Below are 16,244 nucleotides of genomic sequence, written 5' to 3' on the forward strand. Positions count from 1 at the left end.
GGCTGCCTGCGCGCGCGTTTGCAGGCAGGGCGCTATTTGACTTCCCCTGCCGCTTGCGTGGATACTCGCACGGATACCGTTCAAGCTTCGCTTGCCGCCTGAGCGCGGGATCGAATCGGCCGTCGAGGTCGATCGATTGATCGATTCCTCGATTAGCCGGCGGCGACGCTTGCCGATGACGGCAGGCGCTGACGACGATGTCGCAGCGAGCGCCGCGGGCAGGAAGGGGCAAACACGAGTCGCTGTGGGAGCCTCCGCGGGGCATGGGGTCATGTTCTCGGCGCAAGGCGGGTGCCATTTCCGCAGGGCTTCGCTCGGCGGGGTGAACATTCCGCCAATCTGGCCAGCGTGCTGGCGCCAGAGTTCGTCGTCAAGGCCCGCTCGCCGCCGGCTGGTCGTCGGCTAGTCGTCGACGTTTGTCACGGCGTTTCTTCGCTCTACATAATCAACGAGATCGGGGTTCAATCATGGTGATACTCAAGGAATTCGACGAACTGCTCGTCACATCGCGGCCCGGGCAATCTGGCGGTGTGCGCGTAAACGAGATGCGCGAGAACGCGGTGCGTTGTCTTGGGCCGCATGGCCTGCACACGATGGCCTATACCGAGTGGGGCGATGCGGCCAATCCGCGCGTCCTGGTCTGCGTACACGGCCTGACCCGCAACGGGCGCGATTTCGACGTCCTGGCCAACGCCCTGGCCAGCGACTACCGGGTGATCTGTCCGGACATCGTCGGCCGCGGGCGCAGCGATCGCCTCTTCTTCCCCGACGACTACGCCTTGCCCACCTACGCCAACGACATCATCACGCTGATTGCCCGCCTCGGTGTCGAGTCTGTGCACTGGCTGGGGACTTCGATGGGCGGGCTGATCGGCATGTTCCTGTCGAGCCTGCCGGGTTCGCCGATCGCGCGCATGGTGCTCAACGACGTCGGGCCGCTGATCGCCCTCGATGCGTTGCAAAGGATCGGTGAGTATCTCGGCAAGGCCCCCGACTTCGCCAATCTCAGAGAGGCGGAAGCGTACGTGCGTACCGTCTGCGCGCCGTTTGGCAGGCTTTCCGACGCGCAGTGGCGGTTCATGACCGTCGTCGGCACGCGTCCAAAAGCGGAGGGCGGTTTCGAGATGAACTACGACCGTGCGCTTGCGCAGCCGTACCAGAAGGCTTTCCTCGAAGCCAAGGAAATCAGCCTGTGGCCGATGTACGACGCCATTCGCTGCCCGACGCTGGTGCTGCGCGGCGCTCAATCAGACATCCTGCTGCACGACACGGCGGTCGAGATGACCCTGCGTGGACCAAAGGCAAAGCTCGTCGAACTGCCTGACGTTGGCCATGCGCCGATGTTTCTCGACGAACCGCAGGTACGTGCAGTCCAGGACTTCCTCCTCGCCGATCGAGGCTGACGCGCCGGCCGTGTAGCGTTTCCCGGCGATGAATCTCGCTCACCTGCTTGCCCGCACGGCGCGCGTTTTTCCGCAGCGCAACGCGGTCACGCTCGCCAAGCGCGAGCTCTGGTCTTACGGCGAGTTGTCGCGCCGCGCGGCGGCGATCGCCGGCTCGCTGCGCGGCGTTCACGGCCTGCAGGCGGGTGACCGGGTCGCCCTGTGCATGGCCAATTGCCCGCAGTACCTCGAACTGCTCTACGGCGTCTGGCACGCCGGGCTGGTCGCGGTGCCGATCAACCACAAGCTGCACCCGCGCGAAGTCGCTTTCATTGTCGACAATTCGGCGGCGTCGCTGCTTGTTGTCGCCAGCGAGCCGGTTGGGCCGTGTGGGCCGGGCGGCGATCAGGCATTTTGCGCCGGCGGCAGGGGCGGGCCGCGTGTGCTGTCAATCGACTCGCGCGAATATCGGCAACTTGCCGACGGCGAGACGATCGACGTCGTTGCGCGCGCGCCCGACGATCTGGCCTGGTTGTTCTATACCTCGGGAACTACCGGCCAACCGAAAGGCGTGATGCTTTCGCAGCGCAACCTGCTGGCCATGACCCTCTGCTATTTCACCGATGTGGACCAGGCGACGCCAGCGGACAGCATCCTCTACGCGGCGCCGATGTCGCACGGCGCCGGGATGTACAATTTCGCGCACGTGCTGGTCGGTGCGCGGCACGTCGTTCCCGAGTCGGGTGGCTTTGACGTCGGTGAGATTCTGTCGCTGGCGCAGCATTTCGGCCAGGTTTCGCTGTTCGCCGCGCCGACGATGGTGCGGCGTCTGGTCGAGCACGTCGCCGCGCGCGGCGCCGACTGCAGCGGCATCAAGACCATCGTCTACGGGGGTGGGCCGATGTATCTCGAGGACATCCGGCGCGCGCTCGACGTGCTCGGCGATCGGCTGGTGCAGATCTACGGCCAGGGCGAGAGCCCGATGACGATCACCGCGCTGGCGCGGCGGCACCTCGCCGATCGCGCCCATCCCCGCTATCTGGAACGTATTGTCTCGGTCGGCGTTGCGCACAGCGTCGTCGAAGTCGTCGTCGCCGATGGCGACGGTCAACCGCTTCCCGCTGGCGTCGCCGGTGAAGTGCTGGTGCGCGGCGAGACCGTGATGCAGGGCTACTGGCAGAACCCCGAAGCGACAGCAGCGACGCTGCGCGACGGCTGGCTATACACCGGCGACGTTGGCGTTCTCGACGACGACGGCTTCCTGACGCTCAAGGACCGCTCGAAGGACGTGATCATCAGCGGCGGGTCCAACATTTATCCACGCGAGGTAGAGGAAGTGCTGCTCCAGCACGCGGCGGTCGACGAAGTGTCGGTGGTCGGGCGGCCGAGCGCCGAGTGGGGCGAGGAGGTCGTCGCTTTCGTCGTCTGCCGGCCGGGGCTGGCTGCGCCAACTGCGGAGCTCGATCAACTGTGCCTGCAATCGATGGCGCGCTTCAAGCGGCCGAAGGACTACGTTTTAGTCGCGGCCTTGCCGAAAAACAACTACGGCAAGGTGCTGAAGACCGAGCTGCGGCGCAGCTGGGCTGAACAAGGGGAGAAGGGGAAATGAGCGGACGTTTGCAGGGCAAGGTGGCGATCGTCACCGGTAGCGGCTCGGTAGGGCCGGGTTGGGGCAACGGCAAAGCGATTTCGGTGCTCTTCGCACGCGAAGGCGCCAAGGTTGTTGGCGCCGACATCAACGCCGACGCCGCCGCGGCGACACAGGCGATCATCCGCGACGAAGGCGGTGAAAGCGTTGCCGTGGTTGCCGACGTGAGCCTTGCCGCCGACGTCGAGCGGCTGGTGGCGGCTGCACTGGATGCTTACGGAAGGATCGACATCCTGGTCAACAACGTTGGCATGGCCATCGTTGGCGGTCCGGCCGAACTCGACGAGGCGACCTGGGACCGGGTGATGGCGGTCAACGTCAAGAGCGCCTACCTCACCTGCCATCATGTGCTGCCGGTGATGACGCGCCAGCAGTCGGGGGCGATCGTCAATAACGCCTCGGTCGCGGTGCGCGGCTGGGCGGGGGTCAACTACGGTTTCTACGCCGCCAGCAAGGGGGCGATGGTGGCCATGACGCGGACCATGGCCATCCGCCACGCGCCAGAAGGCATCCGCGCCAACTGTGTACTGCCGGGACTGATGAACACGCCGCTGGTGCATGCTGCGCTGACCCGCGTCTATGGCGAGGAAGGCGATATCGCGAATCTTATTCGTACGCGCGACGCGCAATGCCCGATGGGCCACATGGGCGACGCCTGGGATACCGCGTATGCGACGCTGTTTCTGGCCTCCGACGAGGCCAAGTACATTACCGCCACCGAACTTCTCGTCGATGGCGGCTTGTCGGCGCGCTTCGCCTGAGCACGCTTCGAACCGCGACTTCCTCTGACTGCCGCCGGCGCGAGCAGCGGATGTTCAGGCGAAGGGAATGATCAGCTTGTCCCAGCCCGAACCATTGCCTTCAAGGTGATCGCCTTGCTGGCGAATGGCCGCGGCGACGCGCCTCTCGAGTTCGCTGATCAAGGCTTCGCTGTCGACGGTTCTGCGGCGCTCGGCAGTGTGGCGTCGGTCGCTACCTGCACGTCGATCAGGCACCGACCGGCGATCAGCCACTCCCAGCGACGGTAGTGCCGCTTTATGGCGAAGCTCTGGCCGGCTGTCGTTGACCATGGGGTATCTCCTTGAATTCTGGCGGCCTGGACAGGTCGGCATGCCGTCATTCTGCCATGGGGACGCTGCTTGCGCCGCTGGCAGAAACCCTTTCAGGGAGAGTGCTCCAGGCGTCAGAACGTCGACCAGTTGGGAAATCCGGTATGCCACCATGATCCACCAGACCTTTGCTTGTTGGCGTCGAAGAGTGGGTCGTCCGCAGGCTCTGGCTGCCGCTGGCCAATGGTCTGGCTTGAATGGCCTTGGTTGAGGCCGGAAAACAGGAGCCTGAGACGAGGGACGTCGGCGAACGGTCGCTGGCGACCGGGTTTCCTCGGCGTACCACACATCAGGTAGTCGAGGGTGCGCCAAGCCTTCAGCTTGCGAGGTGCCGGAAACCGCAATGTGCTCATGTGAAACCTCGGAAGTGGTCATCAAGAAGGCGATTGACGGTGTTCATGGTAAATAGCAGCCGTCAGCCGCACAACAAGCGTTACACAGCTTTTACAAATCGCTGTGACGTATTTCACGATGTCGCTTTTCTTGCCCAGCCAGGTCACGGTGAGCGTGCGCAAGGACGCGTTGCTGCCGCGGCTCAGCGCATCAGCAGCCCGGCGGGTGCCAGCAACTGTTCGCCGGGCTGCGCGCAGCGGATCTGTGCCGGGTCGGCCGTGCCCGTCTCGGCCCGAACCGGTTTCGCCTGCCGGGAAGCGGGCGCGGTCGCGCGTGCGGACTGCGTGGGGATGGTAAAAGCCGGAACGATCTCGACCCTGATCACGCGTACCGTTTCATCAACCTCGCTGGCCCTCAGGTAGCCAATCGCTCCGGGCGTCGAAGCAACTCGGCGCAGCATCTCCTGCGCCGAAGCCAGCTGCTCGGGGTAGGCACTGTTGCCGGACAGGACGCCGCGCTCCCAGGCGTGGCGCAACTGATGCGGAAAGACCCGGAGCACACCCTTGCTGAACTGGCGATGGTCGACCGTGCCATCGGCCAGAACGAACACCTTGACCGGCGTGCCGGCTGGCCATTTTCGCTGGACCATACCGAAGATGGCACGCAGTGTGGTCAGTGAAATCGTCGCTTCGCTGGTCGCAGGGAAGCCGACAGCGACCATCTCCGGCGGGCCAGGCGCTGCATGAGCGGTGCTGGTCAGGAGGGCAAGCGCCAGCATGCTAAGCGCAAAGGCTCGCGCAAGGGAGGTTCCGAAGTTGCCTGCTGCAGGCTTGTTCATTGGGGCGTATCCCGAGGGATAGCGTGGCTGCGAAAACACTCTTGTTTGGCGGCCGGAGGCACGGCCTCGGTGGCGTAGCCATTTGCAGCGGAAGCGATGAGCATGCTGGTGCGAGCCGGTCCGTGACCGTGCTCGCGATCAGGCGGTATCATGGGGACATCCAGGGAGTGGGTCCTTGGCCAGGTTTTGATTGATGATCATCATAGGGAGCGGCGGCAGCGCCAGCCAAGAACCGTGATCAGGCTTTTACAATCCATTCGCTATGGTATTGCGGTGAGCACTCGCAACCGGCAGGCGCGGCGGGGGTGCTGACGGTGCGCTCGCCGCGACTGATCGAGATCGATCGGCAGGACCCGACGACTGCGGTTCGCGACGACTTGTTGCGCGGACTGTCGGCATGTCCGGCACGCGTGTCGCCGAAGTACTTCTACGATGAGCTGGGTTCACGTCTCTTCGCCGCGATCACCCGCTTGCCCGAGTACTACCCGACGCGCACCGAAGCGGCGATCTTCGCGCGCCATGTCGATGACATCGCCGCGCAGCTTGCGCAGGGCTTGACGCTGGTCGACATCGGAGCGGGCAATTGCGAAAAAGCGGCAGGTCTCCTGATACCGTTGAGGGTGGGCTGCTACGTGGCCGTCGATATCTCGGTGGACTTCCTGGGCGATTCGCTCACCCGCCTGCAGCTGCAGCACCCGGACCTGGCAATGCTCGGCGTCGGCACCGACTTCTCGCAGCGCCTGCTTTTGCCCGCGGAGGTCGGTGACGGACAGCGCCTGCTTTTCTATCCGGGTTCGAGTATCGGTAACTTCACGCCAGCGCAGGCGCTCGACTTCCTGCGCCAGCTGCGCGACGCGGCGCAGGGTGGTGTGCTGTTGATCGGCGTCGACCTGTGCAAGCCGGTCGCGGTGCTCGAAGCGGCTTACGACGATCCACTCGGGGTCACCGCCGCGTTCAACCGCAATCTGCTGCGCAACCTCAATCATCTGATCGGCAGCGATTTTTCCCTGGCCGATTGGCGGCATGTGGCCTTCTTCGACGAGGCACAGTCACGTATCGAGATGCACCTCGAAGCGCTGCGCCCGCTCTGCGTGCGCTGGCCTGGTGGCGAGCGGGGGTTCGCCGCCGGCGAACGCATTCATACGGAGAATTCCTACAAGTGGCGTGGCGACGACTTCACGGCCCTGCTCAGCGAGGCGGGCTTTTCGGAAATTCGGCAGTGGACCGACGAGCGTTGCTGGTTTGCCGTTTTTCTGGCGCAGGCGTAGGGAGCGGCGATGCTCGAGCATCGCCATGAGCTGTCAGTTGCCGAGCATCCTGCCGGCGTTCGCCGCCTTGGGCCGGGCTCGGCAGGCGAGAAAGCGGGACTGCCGGCGGCGCTTGGCCAACCGCGCTCAGCAGGCGATCGCACAGCTACGGAAGCCGCTGAAAATGTCGTTGCGTTCCGGCGTAAAGTAGTTTCGGTAGCGTGGGTGTACCATTTCCGGCGCCGTCGCCAGGCTGGCGCCGCGCAGGACCTGGCGGCTGGCGAACCATGGCGCCGAGTAGTCGCGGTAGGGGTGGGCGCGAAAAGCGGGGAAGGGCAGGAAGGGGCTGGCCGTCCATTCCCAGACCTGGCCCCATTCGTAGCTGCCGCTGCCCGTGGCAGCGGGCAAGGCGCTCGTGACGAGCGCCGGGAGTTCGGTAAGCGCTGCGTACTCCCATTCGGCTTCCGTCGGCAGCCGCCGTCCCGCCCAGCGACACCAGGCATCGGCCTCGAAGTAGCTGAGATGAACGGCCGGGGCAGCGATCGACAGCGGCCGCCACTGACCGAAACGGCGCTGCTGCCACTGTCCGCCGCGCTGGCGCAGATAACGCGGTGCGGCGATCTTCCCGGCTTCGCGCCAGTGCCAGCCGGCGGGGGACCAGTAACGCGCGTCACGGTAGCCGTCGGCGGCGACGAACGGCAGGTAGCGCTCCCAGGTGACCGGCCGGGCGTCGATCTCGAACGCCGGCAAGCTGACCTCATGCGCTGTCAGCTCGTTGTCGAAGGCAAAGCCTGGCCGCTCGTAGCCCAACCGCCACGCGCCACCCGGCAGGTGCAGCGGCGGCGCATCCTGGGCTCGTCTCGCGGCGTGTGGCAAGCCCCTGCGCGCCGCGCCTGGCAGCGCCTCCGGCAGTGCAATTCCAAGTGCCTGCGCCATGTAGGTCGCCGCTTCGGCGTGCATCTGTTCGTGGAACAGGACCAGACGGAAGAAATACAGATCGGCTGCCGCCGCAGTGGTCTGTGCCAGCAGCACCAGGGTCTCCCCCAGACCTTCCTCGAGGTAGGCTCGGGTTGCGGTCAGATCGGGCAGTGGCAGCTGCCAGCGCGTCGGCTGGGCAACGGCGCTGGAGTTGTAGAGCGCGTCTTCTTCGGGCAGGCGCCCGGCTGGGCGGGGCGCTTCCGCATCGGCTCGATCGCCGTGCGGGCGCTGCGCGTTGCGCGCGATCCAGTAGTCCTGAAACCAGCCAATATGTCCGACTTCCCACAGCGGTGGATTCAGCTGCGGCGAAAATGGGACCTGCAGCGCCGGCCCCAGCGCCTGTTCGTAGGCGGTCAACAAGGCCAGGGTGCGCTGACGCGCCGCCAGCAAAGCCGCGAGCAGTGGCTGCCGATCGCCTTCGCGGGCGGCGTCGGCCGCTGCCCACTGCCCGGCTGGTTTCATCATCCTGGTTCGCCTCGGTGAAAGAAGACAGGTCGCAGCAAGTTCCTCAGGTGGTCATTGTGAGCCCGGCGCTCGCCGCTGCCAACAACGGCAACTGGCAGACCGCGCGGCGCTGGCAGCGCTTTCTGTCCTTGCCGACGCGGATCATCAAGCAATGGCCGGACGAGTTTTCCGATCGGGATCGCGTCATGCTCGCCTTGCATGCGCGCCGCTCGTCGCCGTCGATTATCGCCTGGCGGGAAATGCGTCGCTCAGCGGGTCTGGCTGTGATTCTTACCGGCACCGACCTCTACCGCGACATCGAAAGTGACGTCGGCGCGCAGCGCTCGCTGCACCTGGCCGATGCGCTGGTGGTGTTGCAGGAACGCGGTCCCTTGGCCTTGCCCGGAGCAGTGCACGCCAAGACGCGGGTGATCTTCCAATCGACCGGCCGTCGGACAACTCTGGCGAAGAGCCAAAGGCGCCTGCGTGCGCTGATGGTCGGCCACCTGCGCGCCGAGAAGGATCCCGAAACGCTCTTCGCTGCCGCCCGGCTGCTCGCCGGGCGCGACGACATCCGCATCGATCATATCGGAGACCCACTCGATGCGTGGCTCGGCCAAGCGGCAAGGGCGACGATGGCCGCGTCGGCCAGCTATCGCTGGCTTGGCGGTCAGCCGCACGCGGCCACCCGGCAGCGCATCCAGCGCGCCGACCTGCTGATTCACGCCAGCCGCATGGAAGGCGGCGCGCACGTGGTGATGGAAGCGGTGTGCAGTGGCACGCCGGTGATCGCCTCAGCGATCGACGGCAACATCGGCATGCTCGGCGATGCTTACGCGGGCTATTTTAGCTGTGGCGACGCGCCGGGCCTGCTTGAACTGCTCGTCCGGTGTCGGGCCAGCCAGGGCCGCAGCGACGGTCTTCTGGCCCACCTCGCCGACCAGTGCCGGCAGCGCGCCGCCCTGTTTGCGCCGGCTGCCGAACGCGCCGCCGTACGACGACTGGTCGCCGACCTCATCGCCACAGCCTAGAAAGGAGTCTTCGCGATGCATGCTGCAGAACAAGCGGTGTTCAGGGATATCGTCCTTGTCGGCGGGGGGCACAGCCACGTCGTGGTGCTCCGGCGCTTTGCCATGCGACCGTTGCCCGGCGTTCGCGTGACACTGATCTGCAGCGATACCCACACCCCATATTCGGGCATGCTGCCGGGTTACATCGCCGGGCATTACAGCTACGACGAAGTGCACATCGATCTGCGCCGCCTGGCCGAGTTCGCGGGCGCACGCTACTTTCGCGAGCAGGTGATCGGTCTCGACCGGGAGCAGCGCAAGGTGCTCTGCGCGCGTCGCCCTCCGGTCGCTTACGACCGCTTGTCGATCAACATCGGCTCGATGCCGGCGGTGAACCAGGTCGAAGGTGCGGCCGAGCACGCCATTCCGGTCAAGCCGATCCGCCGCTTCAACGAGCGCTGGCTGGCCTTGCTGGAGCGCGTTCGCCAGCACCGCGGGGCGAAGACCATCGCCATCGTCGGCGCCGGTGCCGGTGGTGTCGAGCTGACGCTGGCGATGCACCATCGCCTGCGCAACGAGCTTCGCCTGCTCGGGCGCGACCCCGACGAACTGTGTTTTCACCTCTTTTCCGCCGAGCACGAGATTCTGCCGACGCACAATGCCCGCGTGCGGCGTACCTTCGAGCAGGTGCTGGCCGAGCGCGCCGTCGTCGTCCACCGTGGTGCCGAAGTGAGCGCGGTGACCAGCGGGCAACTGCGCACCGCTGGCGGCGAAACGCTGGCCGCCGACGAGATCGTGTGGGTGACGCAGGCCGCTGCTGCGCAGTGGCTGCGCGACACCGGTCTGACGCTCGACGGCAGCGGCTTCATCCAGGTGCGTGACAGCCTGCAGACACTTAGCGACGCGCACATCTTTGCGGCTGGCGACTGCGCGGCGATGGTCGATCGAGCGCTGGAGAAAGCCGGCGTTTTTGCCGTTCGCCAGGGCCGGCCGCTGGCCGACAACCTGCGGCGCTCGGTGCTCGAGCAGCCGCTGCGCGCTTACCGCCCACAAGCGCGCTGGCTGGCCTTGATCAGCACCGGCGACCGCTACGCCATCGCCTCGCGCGGCGTGCTGCATACGGCAGGCGCCTGGGTGTGGCGCTGGAAGGACTGGATCGACCGTCGCTTCATGCAGAGGTTCAACGATCTGCCGGCGCAGCGCATGGTGATCGCCAGGCCGCTGGGCCAGGAAAGTGCCGTCCCGCTTGACGCGGCCGAATCGGTGCAAGCCATTTCCGCGCTGGCCATGCGTTGCGGCGGCTGTGGCGCCAAGGTCGGCGCGACGGTGCTGTCGCGCGCGCTGGCGAGCGTGCACCCGGTCGAGCGCGATGACGTGCTGATCGGCTTGCACGCACCCGACGACGCCGCCGTCGTACGCGTGCCGCCGGGCAGGGCGATGGTTCATACGGTCGATTTCTTCCGTGCTCTTATCGACGACCCCTGGCTGTTCGGCCGCATCGCCGCCAACCACGCGCTCGGCGACATCTTCGCCATGGGCGGCGAAGCGCAGTCGGCGACGGCGATCGCCACCGTGCCGCCGGGGCTCGAAAGCCAGGTCGAGGAGACACTGTTGCAGATGATGTCGGGTGCCGTCGAAGTGCTCAATGAAGCCGGCTGCGCGCTGGTCGGCGGGCACAGCGGCGAGGGCCGCGAACTGGCACTGGGTTTTGCCATCAATGGCCTGGTCGACGAAGGGCTGGCGGGCGTGATGTGCAAGGGGGGCATGCGCCCCGGCGACGAGCTGATTCTCGGCAAGCCGATCGGCACCGGCACGCTGTTCGCCGCGCACGCCCGCCTGCAGGCAAAAGGCCGCTGGATCGACGATGCCCTGGCGTCGATGGAGCAATCGAATCGGCTTGCCGCCAGTTGCCTGCGCGAGCACGGCGCGACGGCGTGCACCGATCTCACCGGCTTTGGCCTGCTCGGTCACCTGGTCGAAATGACCCGTGCGTCCGGCGTCGACGCCGAGATCGATCTGGCCGCCTTGCCGGTTCTCGATGGTGCCGCCGAAACCAGCGCGGCGGGAATCCTCAGTTCGCTGCAGCCGGCGAACCTGCGCCTGCGCCGCGCCCTGCGTGACCAGGAGCAGGCGCGCAGTCATCCCAACTATGCGCTGCTCTTCGATCCGCAAACCGCGGGCGGGTTGCTGGCCAGTGTGCCGGCAGGACGGGCGACTGCCTGCATTGCTGCTCTGCGCTCGCTGGGCTACGGAAAAGCCGCGTGCATTGGTCGGGTGCTACCGCACGCTGATGATCTGGCGCCGATTCACCTGAAATGATAGGGCTGGCGCGGCTGGCCGGTGTCAGCGCTGAGCCCGCCACCGTGGTGCACCGGTGGCCCGCGGGATCAGCGTTGCAGAGCATCGCCGGTGGCTGGCCGCGGTCTTCCGCTGGTGTCGGATGCGTTCACTTTCCCTGCCCTGCGGGGTGCCGCTCGTCCTTCGGTGTGCCGTTGATTTTCTTCGGGAAACCAAGCCGTGGGCAGTACGCCATTCGGGAGAGACTGTTCGCAACGCCGTATCGTGATGGCCAATCGCTGATTCCTGGAGGGCCTGTATTTACCATGCGAAAAGGATAATGGCCGGCGGATTGGCGGGCTCTTGTGCGGCCACGGTGAGCGTATATAATCCCGCCCCGTTGCCATCGCTGGAAACGGCATGGCACGACAGGCTTGTTATAGCGAGCGGTCGGGTGGCAGACCCGACCGCCCTTTCTTATGTCTTTTCAGGGGGTAGGATATGGCGGAGCAGAAGCTGGGCAATCCAGCGGTTGTCGGTCTGGCGGGTTTCGGGTTGACGACTATGATCTTGCAGTTTCACAACGTTGGCTGGATGGGCCTGGGCCCGGTGATCTGGGTGGGGCTCATTTTCGGTGGCCTGGCGCAAATGATTGCCGGCCTGCAGGAGATGAAAACGGGGAATAATTTCGGCTATTGCGCGTTCACCGCCTACGGTTGTTTCTGGCTCGCCCTGACCCTGCTCCTGATCGGCAACCACTACGATATCTACACTTCAAGCAAGACCGACATCGGCTGGTTTCTCGTCGCCTGGACGGCGTTCACGGCCATCCTGTGGGTCGGGTCGATGCGCATTCACGGCGCACTGGCGCTGACCTTCACGCTGCTGTTGATTGGCTTCATTCTGCTCGATCTCGCGCACTTCGGTTATCCGGCCCTGACCGTTGTCGCCGGCTTTGAGCTGATGGCGACGGCAGCGATGGCGTGGTACATCATGGCGCACATCATCTATGCGGACGTCTTTGGCCGGGATATCCTTCCGGTTGGCAAGCCCTGGATCAACTGAAACCCGCGCGGCATGTGTCTGGCACGACGATTCGGTCAGAGCAGCGCTGCGTACCTGAGCAAAACTGATGACGGAGCAAGATGTTATGAAAGCTGGGAAGACAATTGGCTGGCTGGTGGTCCTGCTTGCCTGTAGCACTGGCCGCGTAGCGATGGCGGCAGAATCAGGTACGGCTACGGCCGAAGAAGCAATCAGCAAAGTGCGGGCGGCAGCGCGCTTTCTGCACAACAAGGGAACTTCCGGCTATGCCGAGTTCAACAACAGGGACGGCAACTGGGTGTGGAAGGATAGTTATGTCTTTGTCTATGATTGCCGGCAGGACAGGATGATCGCCCACCCGATGCGGCCGGATCTGGTCGGCAAGCCGATCATGCAGATTACCGATAACTCGGGCAAGTACATCTTCAAGGAGCTGTGCAAGGCTGGCAACGAAGCTCATGGCAACTGGGTGGAGTACGCGTGGTCGAAGCCGGGCGCGGGTGCGCTGTCGCGGAAGATCTCCTATGCTCTGGCCGCGGATATTTCCTTCGCCAGTGGCATTCAGGTAAGCGCCGGCATCTATGACGAAACAATGACCGTCAAGCAATTGGACGCGGTCCTCGAAAAGATGTCGGATCCGTCCAGGTATCAGGCGCTCTGAGCGCTTGGCTGGCCGACGGTGACGGGTGAAAGTCTCGTCTGCCTGAAGGAAACCGCGCTGTCCGTGCCTTGAACGCGGGCAGCGCGGCAGCGTCTCGCGAGGCGATGATGAGGCGCGTTGGTCGCGCGAACTCGCAGGCCGGGGATTTCAGGAGGCCCTTACGGTTCCGGAGGTGCTTCCCTCACCATCAACGGCCCAGTTGATCAGTCCGAGCCAAGCGCCAGTCGCAGGTCCCGCTGACGTGCGCGGTCTCGGTGCAGCATCACGAATCCGGCGATGAGTACGCCCAGCGTGACCAGCGAAACCATGATCGTCGCCAGGGCGTTGATGTCCGGGCTGACGCCCAGGCGGACTTTCGAGAAGATCACCATCGGCAAGGTGCTGGACCCCGGTCCGGAGACGAAACTGGCGATCACCAGGTCGTCGAGCGAAATGGTGAACGCCAGCAGCCAGCCCGAGATCAGGGCCGGCGAGATGATCGGCAGGGTGATCAGAAGAAACACCTTGGCGGGGCGCGCGCCGAGGTCCATGGCCGCCTCTTCGAGTGAGACGTCGAGCGACGATAGCCGCGATTGCACGATCACCGCCACGTAGGACAGGGTCAGCGTGATGTGCGCGATGGTGATGGTGCTGACGCCGCGGCCCTCGGGCCAGCCGAAGGCGTGTTCGCTGGCGACGAACAGCAAGAGCAGCGACAAGCCGGTGATTACTTCGGGCATCACCAGCGGGGCCGTGATCATGCCGGCGAATAGTGTGCGTCCGCGGAAGCGGCCAAAGCGCGCCAGCGCCAGACCGGCCAGGGTGCCCAGAATTGTGGCGCCGGTGGCATTGATCGCTGCGACGCGCAGCGACAGCCACGCGGCATCGAGAATCTGCGTGTTCTCGAACAGCCGGCCGTACCACTCGGTCGAGAAGCCTCCCCAGACGGTTACCAGGCGCGACTTGTTGAAGGAGTAGAAGACCAGCGACAGGATCGGGATGTACAGGAAGGCAAAGCCGAACACCAGGAACGACAGCCTGACCGGCGAGCGCTTTCTGTTCATCGTCGACCGCCACTTTCGCGTCCCCGTGCGCGCTGGAAATACATGATCGGTGCGACCAGGATGAGCAGCAGGACGATGGCCACCGCGCTGGCCACGGGCCAGTCGCGGTTGTTGAAGAACTCGGTCCATAGCACCTTGCCGATCATCAGCGAATCGGATGGCCCGAGCAAGGCGGGAATGACGTACTCGCCGACGGCGGGAATGAAGACCAGCATGCAGCCGGCAACGACGCCAGGCAGGGAAAGGGGCAGGGTGATGCTGGCGAAGGCGCGCAATGGCCGGCAACCAAGGTCTTCGGCGGCTTCGAGCAGGGTCACGTCCATCTTCTCCAGATTGGCGTACAGCGGCATGACCATGAACGGCAGGTAGCAGTAAACGATACCCAGATAGGTGGCGAAATCGGTCTGCAGCATGACGATCGGCTGATCGATGACGCCCAGCCAGAGCAGGAAGTTGTTGAGCAGGCCGTTGTTCTTGAGGATGCCGATCCAGGCGTAGACGCGCAGCAGGAAGGACGTCCAGAAGGGCAGAATCACCAGCATCAGCAGAATGCCGCGCCAACGGGGATCACTGCGGGCGATGGCGTAGGCCAGCGGATAGCCGATCAACAGCGCCAGCAGGGTGGACACTGCCGCCACCTGCAGCGAATTGACGAAGGCGCGCAGATAGAGGCTGTCTGCGAAGAGATACAGGAAATTGCCGAGATTGACGTTCAGCCGGATATCCGACAGCCGCTCGCCAGCCCATTCCAACAAGGGCTGATAAGGCGGCATGGCGATCTGCGTTTCCGAAAAGGAAATCTTCAGCACGATGACGAAGGGGATGACAAAGAAGAGCAGCAGCCACAGGTAAGGCAGCGCAATGACTGCCGTGCGACCGTTCATTCCCCACCTCGTCAGGCGTTCCTGCATCCAGCGATAGAGCGGCAACTCTCCGATTGCGTCGAGCAAGCGGCGGCTACGGCCAGCGAATCGCTCTGCCGCGGGTGGCGTCGCATTGCCCGAGCGCATGTTCTGCTTCAGGCGCTGACGACGAGCGGACTGCTGGCGTGCCAATGCAGGTAGACCTCCTGTTCCCAGGTGATGCTCTCTTCTTCGTGACGCCAGACGTTGGGACGGGTGACGCGGACGGTCTTGCCCGACGGCAGCCGAATCAGGAGTACCGACAGATTTCCCTGGTAAGCGATCTCCTTCACCAGACCGCGCGTCCAGTTAGCCGCTGCTTGTGGCGGCTGCACGGAGAGCTGGATCTTTTCCGGGCGGATCGCCACCCAGAGCGTCGTTTGCGGCGCGGCAACGGAGCTCTCGTCCACATGGACGGGTTGTTCGAGTTCCGGACAGGTGATGCGCAGGTGATCGGGCTCGCTGGCCGTCAGCTGGCCGGCGAAGAGATTTACGGAGCCGACGAATTCGGCGACGAAGCGGCTGCGCGGGGACTCATAGATCTCCTGAGGTGTCCCCACCTGCACGATCTTGCCGTGGTCCATGACCCCGATGCGCGAGGAGAGAGTCATGGCCTCTTCCTGGTCGTGGGTGACGACGACGAAGGTGACGCCGAGATCTTCCTGCAGATTGACCAGTTCGAACTGGGTGTGCTCGCGCAGCTTCCTGTCCAGTGCGCCCAGCGGCTCGTCGAGCAAGAGCAGTTTGGGTTGCTTGATCAGCGCCCGCGCCAGCGCGACTCGCTGACGCTGCCCGCCTGACAACTGGTCCGGCTTGCGTTTGCCGAACTCCGAGAGGCGCACCAGCTTGAGCATGTGAGCCACGCGGTCGGCGATCTCGGAGCGGCAACGGTTTTCCATCTGCAAGCCGAAACCGACGTTCTGGTCGACGGTCATGTGCGGGAAGAGGGCGTACGACTGAAACATCATGTTGACCGGCCGTTCGTACGGCGGGATGCCGCTCATGTCCAGGCCGTCGATGAAGATCTTGCCGCCGCTCGGTTCCTCGAATCCGGCGAGCATGCGCAGCAGCGTCGTCTTGCCACAACCCGAGCCACCAAGCAGGCAAAACAGTTCGCTGCGATAGATGTTCAGCGAGACCTCATCAACGGCAACGAAGCCGGCGAAGCTTTTGCTTACCCGCTCGATGCGGATGTAGGGTTCGGCCGCGGGATCGTTCCACGGTCGACCCGGGCCGGCTGAATCAAGGGCAGATGAAGCCATTCAGAGTCCAGCTTGAAGGGTCCCGACAAGGCTGGCAGGCGCGCGCGAAAGAGGCTGGCGAAGGGG

General features: G+C 64.8%; 14 protein-coding genes. 8 read left to right on the forward strand and 6 right to left on the reverse strand.

The annotated features are described in order from the left end of the window. Positions 1-467 precede the first annotated feature (467 nt). Genes QZ634_RS02995 through QZ634_RS03005 form a run of 3 tightly spaced genes read left to right on the forward strand, consistent with a single transcriptional unit; the run spans position 468 to position 3,791 of the window. Entirely contained in the window at positions 468-1,403 is a 936-nt protein-coding gene (locus tag QZ634_RS02995; protein ID WP_291985456.1) for an alpha/beta hydrolase, read from the forward strand. A gap of 28 nt (positions 1,404-1,431) precedes the next feature. After that, complete coding sequence (locus QZ634_RS03000; RefSeq protein WP_291985458.1) at positions 1,432-2,991, forward strand: AMP-binding protein; 1,560 nt, start codon at positions 1,432-1,434, stop codon at positions 2,989-2,991. Then, entirely contained in the window at positions 2,988-3,791 is an 804-nt protein-coding gene (locus QZ634_RS03005; RefSeq protein WP_291985460.1) for an SDR family NAD(P)-dependent oxidoreductase, read from the forward strand. The genes QZ634_RS03000 and QZ634_RS03005 overlap by 4 nt, the downstream gene beginning before the upstream one ends. A 54-nt stretch (positions 3,792-3,845) precedes the next feature. Here the strand turns inward: QZ634_RS03005 and QZ634_RS03010 are convergent, their stop codons facing one another. Both QZ634_RS03010 and QZ634_RS03015 read right to left on the reverse strand, forming a co-directional pair. Then, positions 3,846-4,100, reverse strand: coding sequence for a hypothetical protein (locus QZ634_RS03010; RefSeq protein ID WP_291985462.1), 255 nt, complete (start codon positions 4,098-4,100; stop codon positions 3,846-3,848). Positions 4,101-4,674: 574 nt separating this feature from the next. After that, a complete protein-coding gene (locus tag QZ634_RS03015; protein WP_291985464.1) occupies positions 4,675-5,310 on the reverse strand; it encodes a hypothetical protein in 636 nt (211 codons plus the stop codon). A 314-nt stretch (positions 5,311-5,624) separates the two neighbouring features. Between QZ634_RS03015 and egtD the strand changes: the two genes are divergently transcribed. Beyond that, the gene (egtD, locus tag QZ634_RS03020) at positions 5,625-6,578 is read left to right on the forward strand and encodes an L-histidine N(alpha)-methyltransferase (protein WP_291987973.1); all 954 of its coding nucleotides are present in this window, start codon (positions 5,625-5,627) and stop codon (positions 6,576-6,578) included. Positions 6,579-6,704: 126 nt separating this feature from the next. Here egtD and senA read toward each other — a convergent pair whose 3' ends face one another. Next, entirely contained in the window at positions 6,705-8,000 is a 1,296-nt protein-coding gene (gene senA, locus QZ634_RS03025) for a selenoneine synthase SenA (protein ID WP_291985466.1), read from the reverse strand. Between the two features lie 56 nt (positions 8,001-8,056). Between senA and senB the strand changes: the two genes are divergently transcribed. The 4 genes from senB to QZ634_RS03045 all read left to right on the forward strand — a co-directional run bounded on the left by senB (position 8,057) and on the right by QZ634_RS03045 (position 12,971). Next, on the forward strand, positions 8,057-9,010 hold the full coding sequence (gene senB, locus QZ634_RS03030) for a selenoneine biosynthesis selenosugar synthase SenB (protein WP_291985468.1): 954 nt from the start codon (positions 8,057-8,059) through the stop codon (positions 9,008-9,010). A gap of 15 nt (positions 9,011-9,025) precedes the next feature. Next, positions 9,026-11,308, forward strand: a complete 2,283-nt coding sequence (gene selD / locus QZ634_RS03035) for a selenide, water dikinase SelD (RefSeq protein ID WP_291985470.1) — start codon at positions 9,026-9,028, stop codon at positions 11,306-11,308. A 459-nt stretch (positions 11,309-11,767) separates the two neighbouring features. After that, positions 11,768-12,331 carry an acetate uptake transporter gene (locus QZ634_RS03040; protein ID WP_291985472.1) on the forward strand — a complete coding sequence of 188 codons (564 nt, stop codon included), beginning with the start codon at positions 11,768-11,770 and terminating at the stop codon, positions 12,329-12,331. Positions 12,332-12,398: 67 nt separating this feature from the next. Continuing rightward, on the forward strand, positions 12,399-12,971 hold the full coding sequence (locus tag QZ634_RS03045) for a cache domain-containing protein (RefSeq protein WP_291985474.1): 573 nt from the start codon (positions 12,399-12,401) through the stop codon (positions 12,969-12,971). Between the two features lie 203 nt (positions 12,972-13,174). Here the strand turns inward: QZ634_RS03045 and QZ634_RS03050 are convergent, their stop codons facing one another. The 3 genes from QZ634_RS03050 to potA form a co-directional block, all read right to left on the reverse strand. Then, the gene (locus tag QZ634_RS03050) at positions 13,175-14,014 is read right to left on the reverse strand and encodes an ABC transporter permease subunit (RefSeq protein ID WP_291985476.1); all 840 of its coding nucleotides are present in this window, start codon (positions 14,012-14,014) and stop codon (positions 13,175-13,177) included. Next, positions 14,011-14,925: an ABC transporter permease subunit gene (locus tag QZ634_RS03055; protein WP_291987975.1), complete on the reverse strand. Its 915-nt coding sequence runs from the start codon at positions 14,923-14,925 to the stop codon at positions 14,011-14,013. Before QZ634_RS03055 ends, QZ634_RS03050 begins: the two co-directional genes overlap by 4 nt. Before the next feature lie 107 nt (positions 14,926-15,032). Then, positions 15,033-16,178: a polyamine ABC transporter ATP-binding protein gene (gene potA, locus QZ634_RS03060; protein WP_291985478.1), complete on the reverse strand. Its 1,146-nt coding sequence runs from the start codon at positions 16,176-16,178 to the stop codon at positions 15,033-15,035. Positions 16,179-16,244 lie beyond the last annotated feature (66 nt).

This window comes from Candidatus Accumulibacter sp. ACC007, assembly GCF_907163205.1.
Taxonomy (GTDB): Bacteria; Pseudomonadota; Gammaproteobacteria; order Burkholderiales; family Rhodocyclaceae; genus Accumulibacter; species Accumulibacter regalis.